Genomic DNA, 1,086 nt, shown 5'->3' on the forward strand with positions numbered 1-1,086 from the left:
GCCGCAGCGACTTCCGCATGGAGCTGTTCCACCTCGGCTTCCTCTACAGGCCGCCGTGAGCGCGAGCGTCGCGGCCGCCGCCGCCTGGACCAACCGGTCACCCCTGAGCTTCAGCCGCATGCTTGTTCATCCGCCTAAGGTTCTACTCTGCACTGCACAAAAATCTGGCCGGTTTGCTGATTTCGCCTTATCGTTCCGGTTCTCGTAGCCGCTTTTGCGGCTATCGCGCCGCGGAAGAACGACCAATGAAACCCTCGCCGGCGAGAGATCAGCGCGACATGTCGAGCACCAACAACGCGATCACGATCAAGAAATACGCCAATCGCCGGCTCTACAACACCGGGACGAGCACTTACGTCACCCTCGAAGATCTCGCCTCGATGGTGAAGCGCGGCGAAGATTTCCAGGTCGTGGACGCCAAGACGAACGACGACATAACGCATCAGGTGCTGACGCAGATCATCTTCGAGCAGGAGAACAAGGGGCAGAACCTGCTGCCGATCACCTTCCTGCGGCAGCTCATCCGGTTCTATGGCGACAGCGTCCAGAGCTTCGTGCCGAAGTATCTTGAACTCTCCATGGGCGCGCTGACGCGTGACCAGGACAAGATGCGCGAAACCATGAAGACCTTCGGCGCGGGTTCGTTCCAGTCCGCGGTCGAAGAGCAGATGCGCACCAACGTCGCCATGATGGAGCGCGCGTTCCGGATGTTCTCGGTGTTCCCGGCCACGGGGGAGCCGGCGCCGGAGGCCCCGGCGAGCCAGTCCGCCCCGCGCGAGACCAGCCCCAACGACCTCGACACGCTGCGTCGCGAGATGGCCGAGATGCGCGCCCGTCTGGACAAGATGGCGCCGGCCAAGAACTAGCCCGGTTCAGCGGTCCCGCGCGGCGACGAACCGGGCGGCGGATCGCAGCGGCTCCGCTTCTTCGCCGAAGCCCGCCAGCGCCCCGGTCGCCTCCTCGGTGAGCGTCTCCAGCCGGCGCCTCGCGCCCGCCACGCCATGGACCGCCACCAGGGTCGCCTTGCCGGCGGCCGCGTCCTTGCCGGTCTTCTTGCCCACGATCGCGGCGGCGCCCTCGGCGTCG

The 1,086-nt window shown here is 65.7% G+C and carries 1 protein-coding gene and 1 pseudogene; one reads left to right on the plus strand and one right to left on the minus strand.

Annotated features, from left to right (window positions below; genetic code table 11):
* Positions 1-278: 278 nt before the first annotated feature.
* Complete coding sequence (phaR, locus tag ACIKT0_RS18780) at positions 279-866, plus strand: polyhydroxyalkanoate synthesis repressor PhaR (protein WP_407106821.1); 588 nt, start codon at positions 279-281, stop codon at positions 864-866.
* A 6-nt stretch (positions 867-872) separates the two neighbouring features.
* Here the strand turns inward: phaR and ACIKT0_RS18785 are convergent.
* Positions 873-1,086 (minus strand): annotated as a pseudogene (locus tag ACIKT0_RS18785) (polyprenyl synthetase family protein); the annotation flags it as partial.

It is taken from the genome of Hansschlegelia beijingensis (genome assembly GCF_045505405.1).
GTDB classification, from domain to species: Bacteria; Pseudomonadota; Alphaproteobacteria; order Rhizobiales; family Methylopilaceae; genus Methylopila; species Methylopila beijingensis_A.

Coding starts and splice junctions, on each gene's coding strand:
- phaR (WP_407106821.1), top strand. CDS start 279: ATGTCGAGCACCAACAACGCGATCACGATCAAGAAATACGCCAATCGC.